Here is a 9,468-nt window from a genome sequence, read left to right on the forward strand (position 1 = left end):
GCTAAAGACGCTAAAGAAAGAAGTTGCTCCGTTCAGCCCATTAACCGCCATCATCCCCCCGTGCAATTCTTGTGAGCGCGAACAATCCGGGCCGAACGGTTCTGCCCACCCACCCGTCGCCCGCGGCGGGTGCTTTCCCTGAAGGTGTCGAAGATGAAACTGACAGCGAGGTCAGTGTCACGAGTCGTACTCGCGGCGACATTGATGGCCACCACCACGGGCGGTGTCGCGTTCCTCGCGACCACGTCCGCGAGCGCCGCGAGCACGCTCGGCGCGTCCGCGGCCCAGAGCGGCCGCTACTACGGCGCGGCCGTCGCGGCCGGCAGGCTCGGCGACTCGACCTACGTCGGACTCCTGAACCGCGAGTTCGACATGGTGACGGCCGAGAACGAGATGAAGATGGACGCCACCGAACCCAACCAGAACCAGTTCAGCTTCGCCAACGGCGACCGCATCGTGAACCACGCGCTCGCACAGGGCAAACGCGTGCGCGGCCACACCCTGGCCTGGCACTCGCAGCAACCGCGGTGGATGCAGGGCATGGAAGGCTCGGCACTGCGCTCCGCGCTGGTCAACCACATCAACCGGGTCGCTTCCTACTACCGGGGCAAGATCTACGCCTGGGACGTCGTCAACGAGGCCTTCGCCGACGGCGGGTCCGGCGGACGCCGTGACTCCAACCTCCAGCGCACCGGCAACGACTGGATCGAGGTCGCCTTCCGCACCGCCCGCGCGGCCGACCCCGGCGCCAAGCTCTGCTACAACGACTACAACACCGACAGCTGGGCCGCCGCGAAGACCCAGGGCGTCTACCGGATGGTGCAGGACTTCAAGGCCCGCGGTGTCCCCATCGACTGCGTCGGCCTCCAGTCCCACTTCGGCACCGGCATCCCGGGCGACTACCAGACCACCATCCAGCGCTTCGCGGCGCTCGGCGTCGACGTGCAGATCACCGAGCTGGACATCGCCGGTTCCGGCACCCAGCAGGCCGACAGCTACCGCCGCGTGACCCAGGCGTGCGTTGCCGTCGCACGATGCACCGGTATCACCGTGTGGGGCATCCGCGACACCGACTCCTGGCGTTACCCCGGCGACTCGCCGCTGCTGTTCGACGGCTCCGGCAACAAGAAGCCCGCCTACAACGCCGTCCTCGACGTCCTCAACGCCGCAGGGCCCACCAACCCGACCACCACCACGACCACCACCACCACGACCACGACCACGACCACGACGACCACCACCACCACGCAGAACCCCGGCCCCGGCGACTGCACCGCGACCGCGTCGCTGAACACCTGGAACGGTGGCTTCGTCGCCAACATCAAGGTCACCGCGGGCTCGTCGGCGCTCAACGGCTGGTCGGTCTCGGTGCCCCTGCCATCCGGGACCACCGTCACCAACCAGTGGAGCGCCAACCGCAGCGGCACCACCGGCACCGTCACCTTCACCAACGTCGACTACAACGGCTCCGTCGCGGCGGGTCAGTCGGTGGAATTCGGCTTCCAAGCCACCGGCAACGCCACCGGTCTCTCCCCGACCTGCTCGGCACGCTGAACCGAAGCCGCCGGTCGGCGCCTCGACGTCGACCGGCGGCCACCTCGGCGCCACGGTCATCCCAGGCCTCCGCGATCATGCGTCGCTGAACGGACCCATTCGACTTTCCTCGCCCGATCGTGCGGGTTCCCCCGTATGATCTCCACGGAGATCTCCTTGTTCCGGCGAAGGGATCACCAGATGACGAGGCAGCACAACGACGTGACCGGCAGGTTTCCCACCAGCCGCCATCTGCCACCGCCCGAGGTCCGGCCGTTACCGGAGGCCCCGACCTCCACCTGGCGGATCATCGGACCGGGGGTCGTCGCCGCGGGCGTCGGGCTGGCGTCCGGCGAGTTCATCCTCTTCCCCTACATCGCTTCCCAGGTCGGCCTGGTGTTCGTCTGGGCGGCTCTGGTCGGGCTGGCCACCCAGTTCTTCCTGAACATGGAGATCGAGCGGTACACGCTCGCCACCGGCGAGACCGCGCTCACCGGTTTCAGCCGCTTCTGGCGGCACTGGGGCCTGGTGTTCGCGGTGCTGACCGTGTTCGCGAACCTGTGGCCCGGCTGGGCGACCAGTTCGGCGACCATGGTCACCTACCTGTGGGGCGGTGACGTCCGCTGGATCTCCGTCGGGATGCTGCTCGCCATCGGACTGATCCTCACGCTGGCACCGGTGGTGTACGTGGCGCTGGAACGGGCGGAGATGCTGAAGGTCGCGGCGGTGCTCGCGCTGCTCGCGGTCGGCGCGGTGGTCGCGATCTCGGCGGACACGTGGGCGGACGTGCCCGAGATCGTGACCGGGGCGAGCATTCCGATCGACCCGCTCGGCCTCGCGTTCCTGACCGGCGCGCTCGCCTTCGCGGGCGCCGGTGGCGGCCAGAACTTGGTGCAGAGCAACTGGATCCGGGACAAGGGCTTCGGCATGGGCAAGTACGTGCCGCGCATCAAGAGCCCGGTGACCGGCAAGCCCGAGGCCGCGCCGAGCACCGGGTTCATCTTCGAACCGACCGACGAGCACCTGGCCCGTTGGCGCGCGTGGTGGCGGTTCGCGAACCGCGAGCAGCTGTACACCTTCGTGCTGATCACGTTCCTGTCCATCATGTTCACCTCGCTGCTCGCCTACTCGACCGTCTACGGCCGGCCGGGTCTGCCGAACAACATCGGGTTCCTGCGGATCGAGGGCGAGGTGCTGAAGGAGACGGTCGGCGCCTGGTTCGGCACGCTGTTCTGGGTGACCGGCGCGTTCGCGCTGTTCGCCGCAGCGCTGGGCATCGTGGACTACTCCAGCCGCCTGGTCGCGGACGTGATCAAGACCGCGTACGCCAAGAACGTCAAGGAGAGCACGCTCTACTTCACCGTGGTGTGGGTGCTGGTGCTGGTGGGCTGCGCGATCGTGCTGGCCGGTCTCGGACAGCCGCTGATCCTGCTGGTGATCTCCGCGTGCGTCGGCGGCCTGATGATGTTCATCTACTCCGGCCTGTTGATCGTCCTCAACCGCAAGGTGCTGCCGGAACCGATCCGCATCCGCGCCGGCCGCATGGCCGCGCTCGGCTGGTCGGTGCTCCTGTTCGGCGTGCTGAGCGTCATGACGATCATCGAGCAGACCGGCAAGCTGTTCGGCGATTAGCCCGCTTCCGGAGCGGCGCGGGCCTCGGCCGGAACCGTGCCGCGATCACCGGCCCGAAGCCCGGCGTTCCCGTCGGGGACGGGAACGCCGGGACGGGTCGGCGGATCGGTCCGTCAGGACTGGATCAGCCGCCACTGCTGCTGACCGGCGCCGTTGTGGTCCCACTGGTCGAGGACCGTGCCGTCCGCGGTGGACGCGCCGGGGACCTCCAGCACCCGCTGGCTGAGCCGGTTGGTGAGGATGTGGTAGCCGCCGTCGATCGGTGTGACGGCCCAGTGCTGCTGGTGGACGTTCGCGTCGCTCCAGATGTTCATGGTTCCGCCGTTGACCCGGGACAGGCCACCTACCTCCAGCAGCTTGCCGCTGTTCTGGTCACGGATCTTGAAGTACCCGTCCCCAGTGGCGATGAAGGTCCACTTCTGGTTGGCTTGGTTCAACCACGACCACTGGTGCACTGGGGTGCCGTTGGCCGTGTCGACGCCCCGCACGTCGAGCACCTTGCCACTGGCGCGGGACTGGATGCGGTAGACCGTGTTCGCCACCGGGAAACGCGAGACCAACTGGGGGCGGGCGCTCCGGCCTCCGATGTGCACTCCGTTGACGTTGACGTAGCCGCCGGTGGCGGCCGTGACGGTGATGCGCACGAAGCCGACGTCCCGGTTGGCCCACTCGGCGAGCTTGAGCCGCCCGTTCGCGGCCCAGTTCACGGTGGCCACCGTGGTGAAAGCGACGCCGTCGGTGCTGGTGGAGATGGTGGCCGCGGTGATGTCGCCGTCGGTGGAGTTGGTGCGGTTCCACTGCTTGGGCAGGTATTCGAGCGTGGAGACGTTGCTCCACACCCCGCCGAGGTCGATCGTGATCGTCTGCGGCAGCGTGCGACCCCCGCCCCAGGTCGACCAGCAGGTCTCGAAGTTTCGGTCGCTGCGGTTGTCGATCGCGTGGTACGCGGACTCGCCGGGGTTGTAGGACGACGCGTAGGCGGCGACCGCGTTCACCGGCCACTCGACCCGCAGCGGCTGGGCCGGCAGCGGCGGACGCGAGTTGTTCGGGCTCCAGGCCGCGCCGACCTCCGCGAGCCGGTTGACGATGTTGGTGTCGAGCCTGCCGTTGCGGTTGGGCGGGCAGTTCAACAGGTACGAGGTGTACTTGGGCTCCAGGTCGCCGAGGTCGGCCAGGATGGCGTCACGGCTGCGCGGTGCCTCGGTGGGCGTGTGCGGGTGCCAGAACCAGCCGCGGCTGATCGTCTCGCCCTGCATGCCCGCGAACGTGTTCCCCGCCGGTGCCCGGATGCCCAGCGGGGCCTCGAAGTAGATCGCGTCGCCGAGCCAGGGCTGCGTCAGGGCGCCGTGGTCGACCATCACGCAGTCCGGTTGCAGCGACTTCACCAGGTTGCGGACCTCCTGGTAGGAGATCTGCTGCTGACCCATCTGCCAGGCGTAGCCGTCGGTGACGAACACGTCGATCGTGCCGTAGTTCGTCAGCAGCTCGCGGATCTGGCCGAGCACCACGGTCATGTCGCCCGGCTCGATGGACTGGGTCTGGTCGCCGACGTGACCGCCGTACGCCTGGATCGTGTGCGTGCGGTCCCAGATCGAGTAGTACAGCCCGACCCGCAGACCCCGGGCGCGGAACGCGTCGACGTACTGGCGCACGACATCCTGTCGGTAGCCCGAGTAGGCCACGTTCTGGGTGCCGAACGCCGTGGGCCACAGGGAGAAGCCGTCGTGGTGCTTGGTGGTGAGCACGCCGTAGCTCATCTTCGCGGCGGCGGCGGCTGCCGCCCACTGCGCGCAGTCCACGGAGGACGGCGCGAACTTCGCCGGGCTCTGGCCGCCCGCCGCCCACTCCTCGTCGGTGAAGGTGCCGAGGTTGAAGTGGTTGAACATGCCGAACCGGAGGTTGACCAGGTTCGACAGGTTGGCCTGGGTGTCCGCCGCGAACGCCGACGGCGAGCCCGCAGTGAGGCCCGGTAGTGCGGCTGCGGTCGCCGCGATGCCGGTGGCCGCCAGGAAACCCCGGCGGGACAGTCCTGATGTCGTCATTGACACTCCGGTCCCTACGCCGCAATGATGCGGCATTTGACTACTCGGTGCCAGCGTTATCGCTGGTCAATACCCGTGAATCGATTCCATTCGGACTGCGCTGGCCACCCAGGCCGACCGATGAACCCGGCTGGTTCACTCGTGGTTGAGGGCGCCCGACCGGAATAAGGTGATCTCGGCGTTGTCGAATCCGGCGGTGCGGACGATCTCGGTCAGGGCGGGTGCGATCTCGGGGCGGTGGGCCAGGTGTGGGTCGAGTTCGATCCGTCCGGTATCGCCGAGGTCGCGGACCCGCAGGTCGCGGGTGGGTGTGCCGGTGTCCGCGAGCCAGGCGCGGACGGCGGTCTCGGCGCGTTCGACCCGCGCGAGGCGGGCGGGGGTGATGCTCAGGCCGTAGCGGACGCGGCTGGCCAGGCAGGGCATGGCCGGTTTGTCGGAGGTGGGCAGGTTCCAGTGGCGGCTGACGGCGCGGACGTCGGTCTTGGTCATCGCGAGGGCGCGCAGCGGGGTGTGCACGCCGATCTCGTCGCCGGCGCGGATGCCGGGGCGGAACGGGTCGCGTGCGTCGTCGGCGTTGGTCCCGGTCGCCACCGCGTGCAGGCCGTGCTCGCGGGCGACCGCCGTGATGGTGTCCAGCACGGTGGACTTGCAGAAGTAGCAGCGGTCCCGGCCGTTGGCGGCGTAGTCGGGGTTGTCCAGCTCGGCGGTGGCGGGTGCGAGGTGCCGGACGCGGAGGCGGTCGGCGAACGCGACGGCGTCGGTCAGTTCGGCGGCGGCGAGGCTGGCGGAGTCGGCGGTGACCGCGAGCACCGCGTCGGGCCCGACGGCGCGCACGGCGGCGGCGAGCACCAGCGCGGAGTCCACGCCACCGGAGAACGCCACGGCCACCGGGCCGATCCCGGCCAGATGCTCCACGAGCCGCTCGGCGGCGGTCCTGGTGTCCATCAGTGCTCCTCGGGGCTCTGCGTGGCGGGGCTTTCCACGGCGGGGCTTTCCACGGCGGGGCTTTCCACGGCGGGGCTTTCCACGGCGGGGCTTTCCACGGCGGGGCTTTCCACGGCCAGGGCGAGCACGGTGCGCAGTGGCAGGCCCGTGTGCCGGGCGACGGTGACGGTGTCGTCGTACTCCGCCTTGCCGTGGTGCGGTCCGTGTTTGCGACGTACCGGCATCCCGTGCACGTGCACGGTGTCGGTGGTGCGGGGCAGGGCGGTCCGCCGCACGCTCGTCCGCCGCACACCCAGCGTGCCGGTCTCGACCAGCATCCGCCGCTCGATCCCGTCCGCCGCCTCGGGCGCGGCCAGCGCGTGCAGCACGTGTCCGGGCCGACCCTTCTTCATCACCACCGGCGTGATCCAACTGTCCAACGCCCCCGAGTCCAGCAGCAGGGCGACGAGATAGCCGAGGACCTCCCCGGTGACGTCGTCCAGGTTGGTCTCCAGGACCACCAGGTCGCGCACCTCTCCCGATTCCCGGTCGCCGAGGCGGACCACCGCCACGTTGGGCCGGTCGGGCAACGTCCTGCTGCCCACCCCGTAGCCGGTGGCCGTCATCCGCATCCCCGGCGGCGGACCGTAGTCCGCGCCCACCGCACGCAGCAACGCCGCCGCCGTCGGCGTCACCGTCTCCCCCACCAGACTCGTGCCCACCACACGCGCGCCCGCCAGCAGCGCCGAGGTCGCCGGGGCCGGGCAGGGCAGCACCCCGTGCGCCGTGCGCACCGCCCCCGCGCCGATTGGCAACGCCTCACAGTGCACGGCGTCCACGCCCAGCGCGTGCAGCGCGGCGGCCACCCCGACGATGTCCACCAGCGTGTCGTGACCACCCAGCTCGTGCAGATGCACCCGGTCCGGGTCCTCACCGTGCAGCCGGCCCTCGACCTCGGCGATCGCCCGCAACGCCGCGACCGCCATGTCCGCCACCGCCCGGACGCGCACCCGCCCCGCCATCGCGATCAACTCCCCCGCGCTGCGGCTCGTCGCGTCGTCCGACACCGACACCACCACCCGACACCCGGTCAACCCGTGGGTGAGCACCGAGGTGACGGCCAGGTCCCACCCGGTCAGGCCGGTGTCGGCGACGGCCGCCCGGACCGCCTCCGACGGCGCCCCCGCGTCGATGAGCGCGGCCAGCAGCATGTCCCCGGCCAACCCGGTGAACGGCGAGATGACGCAGATCCGGCTCATCCCGTCCTCCGTCCCGCCACGCGGGCGAGCCGGAACGCGGCCATCGCCGCCCCGAACCCCGAATCGATGTTCACCACCGTGATGCCGGCCGCGCAGGACGCGTGCATCGCCAGCAACGCCGTGATCCCCTCCAGACCCGCCCCGTAACCGGTGGAGGTGGGCACCGCGACCACCGGGCAGGCGACCAGACCACCCACCGCGCTGGCCAACGCGCCCTCCATGCCCGCCACCACGATCACGGTGTCCGCCGCCCGCAACCGCTGCTGCTCGGCGAGCAGCCGGTGCAGACCCGCCACGCCGACATCGGTGACCGTGCTGACCCCGAGCCCCACCGCGGCGGCCACCGCGGCGGCCTCCCCCGCCACCGGCAGATCCGCCGTCCCCGCCGCCGCCACCACCACACCGAACCCCGTCGGCGCCGCGGGCCGCCACACCAGCAGACGCGCCGCGCCGTCGTACGCGCCGCCCGGCACGGCGGCCAGCACGGCCCGCGCCGCGTCGGCCTGCACCCGCGTGACCAGCACCGGACCGTCGTTGTGCCCCAACAAGGTCCGCACGATCGCCACCACCTGCGCCGGCGTCTTCCCGCTGCCGTAGACCACCTCCGGCAACCCCTGACGCGCCTCACGACCCACATCGACCCGGGCGAACCCCAGATCGACCACCTCCGGTCCCACCACCTCCGGTCCGGTCATGGTCATCCTCCTTGCGCGACGACGATGGGCACGTGCGTGACGAGTTCGCGCCCGATTGCCTTGAGCAGTGCGGGCGCCTGTCCTATCGCGGTGTCGAGGTCGCCCGCGCGCTCCAGCAGTGACCAGGCGGCGACGACGCCGACGTCCCGCAGTCGCCTGGGTGTGAGCCGGATGTCGCCCGCGATCACCACGACCGGCACGCCGTGCCGCCGGGCCGCCTCGGCCACACCGATCGGCGCCTTGCCCCGCAGGCTCTGCTCGTCGAACCGGCCTTCCCCGACCACGACGAGCGAGGCCTCGCGCAACGCGTCCTCGACGCCGATCGCACGCAGGACGAAGTCGGCGCCGGACGCCCGCCGGGCGTCGAGGGCCGCCAGCGCCGCGAACCCGGTGCCGCCGGCCGCACCCGCGCCGGGTTCCCCGCTCAGGTCGCGCCCGGTCTCCTCCGCCATGACCTCAGCGAACCGCCGGAGGCCTCGCTCCAACACCTCCACGTCGCCGGGTGTCGCGCCTTTCTGCGGCCCGAACACCGCGGCGGCCCCGTCCGGCCCCGACAGCGGGTTGTCCACATCCGACACCAACGTCACCCGCGCGAGCCTCAGCCGCAGGTCCAAGCCGGACAGGTCGACACGCGCCGCGCCGGTCAACGCCGCGCCGCCGGGCCCGATCGGCACGCCCGAAGGGCCGGTGATGCGTGCGCCCAGAGCGCGGAGCAGTCCCGCTCCCCCGTCGGTCGTGGCACTGCCGCCCACCGCGAGGACGAGGTCGAGGCAGCCCTGGTCGAGCGCGGCACGGATCAGTTCGCCGGTGCCGTAGGTGTCAGCGGTCAGCGGCGCCGACCGACCACCGGGAAGCACGTCCAACCCGCTGGCCTGGGCCATCTCGACCACCGCGCGTCCGCCGCGCACGGCGAACCCGGCCTGCACGCGCCGGCCCGTGGGACCGGCGACCTCGACGCGCACCTCGTCGTAACCGGCGCGCACCAACGCCTCCACGGTGCCCTCACCGCCGTCCGCGACCGGCATCGCCACCGCCCGGCCGCCCGCACCGGTCACGCCGTCGACCACGTGCGCGCACGCCTGCGCGGCGGTGAGAGAGCCCCGGAACTTGTCCAGACAGACCAGGACCGCCCCGTTCACCGACGTGTCCCGTCGACGTAGGGGATCGTCTGGGGGCCTTCGGGCAGCACGCACAGCCGGGCGTCGGGCCCGGCCGCCGCGAGCGCCTCGGCGACGGTCGCGGAGACGTCCGCGGTCTGCGCCAGGTGCGCGGTCGCCAGCTCGGCGTCGCTGAGGTACGAGGTGTGCATGACGACCCGGCAGTCCGCCTGGATACGCGCCTGGATCTGGACCTGCCACTGGTCGGGCACGGTGACCGGCCGCG

The 9,468-nt window shown here is 71.0% G+C and carries 7 protein-coding genes and 1 pseudogene; 2 read left to right on the forward strand and 6 right to left on the reverse strand.

Annotated elements, in window-relative coordinates:
- Positions 1 to 153: 153 nt before the first annotated feature.
- The gene (locus ALI22I_RS47085; protein WP_077012153.1) at positions 154 to 1,554 is read left to right on the forward strand and encodes an endo-1,4-beta-xylanase; all 1,401 of its coding nucleotides are present in this window, start codon (positions 154 to 156) and stop codon (positions 1,552 to 1,554) included.
- Between the two features lie 180 nt (positions 1,555 to 1,734).
- Positions 1,735 to 3,165, forward strand: a complete 1,431-nt coding sequence (locus ALI22I_RS47090) for an Nramp family divalent metal transporter (RefSeq protein WP_077012154.1) — start codon at positions 1,735 to 1,737, stop codon at positions 3,163 to 3,165.
- Positions 3,166 to 3,278: 113 nt separating this feature from the next.
- Here ALI22I_RS47090 and ALI22I_RS47095 read toward each other — a convergent pair whose 3' ends face one another.
- From ALI22I_RS47095 to ALI22I_RS47120, 6 genes and pseudogenes are all read right to left on the reverse strand, one after another.
- Positions 3,279 to 5,207 carry an alpha-L-fucosidase gene (locus tag ALI22I_RS47095; RefSeq protein WP_077011989.1) on the reverse strand — a complete coding sequence of 643 codons (1,929 nt, stop codon included), beginning with the start codon at positions 5,205 to 5,207 and terminating at the stop codon, positions 3,279 to 3,281.
- A 135-nt stretch (positions 5,208 to 5,342) separates the two neighbouring features.
- Complete coding sequence (larE, locus tag ALI22I_RS47100; RefSeq protein WP_077011990.1) at positions 5,343 to 6,152, reverse strand: ATP-dependent sacrificial sulfur transferase LarE; 810 nt, start codon at positions 6,150 to 6,152, stop codon at positions 5,343 to 5,345.
- Positions 6,152 to 7,390 carry a nickel pincer cofactor biosynthesis protein LarC gene (gene larC / locus ALI22I_RS47105; protein ID WP_077011991.1) on the reverse strand — a complete coding sequence of 413 codons (1,239 nt, stop codon included), beginning with the start codon at positions 7,388 to 7,390 and terminating at the stop codon, positions 6,152 to 6,154. The genes larE and larC overlap by 1 nt, the downstream gene beginning before the upstream one ends.
- Entirely contained in the window at positions 7,387 to 8,085 is a 699-nt protein-coding gene (larB, locus tag ALI22I_RS47110; protein ID WP_077011992.1) for a nickel pincer cofactor biosynthesis protein LarB, read from the reverse strand. Before larB ends, larC begins: the two co-directional genes overlap by 4 nt.
- A 2-nt stretch (positions 8,086 to 8,087) precedes the next feature.
- Positions 8,088 to 9,224 (reverse strand): glycerate kinase, encoded by a 1,137-nt coding sequence (locus ALI22I_RS47115; protein ID WP_077011993.1) that lies wholly within the window; start codon positions 9,222 to 9,224, stop codon positions 8,088 to 8,090.
- Positions 9,221 to 9,468: pseudogene (locus tag ALI22I_RS47120) on the reverse strand (nickel-dependent lactate racemase); the annotation flags it as partial. The gene ALI22I_RS47115 and the pseudogene ALI22I_RS47120, both read right to left, overlap by 4 nt.

The sequence above is a fragment of the Saccharothrix sp. ALI-22-I genome (assembly GCF_001984175.1).
Lineage (GTDB): Bacteria > Actinomycetota > Actinomycetes > Mycobacteriales > Pseudonocardiaceae > Actinosynnema.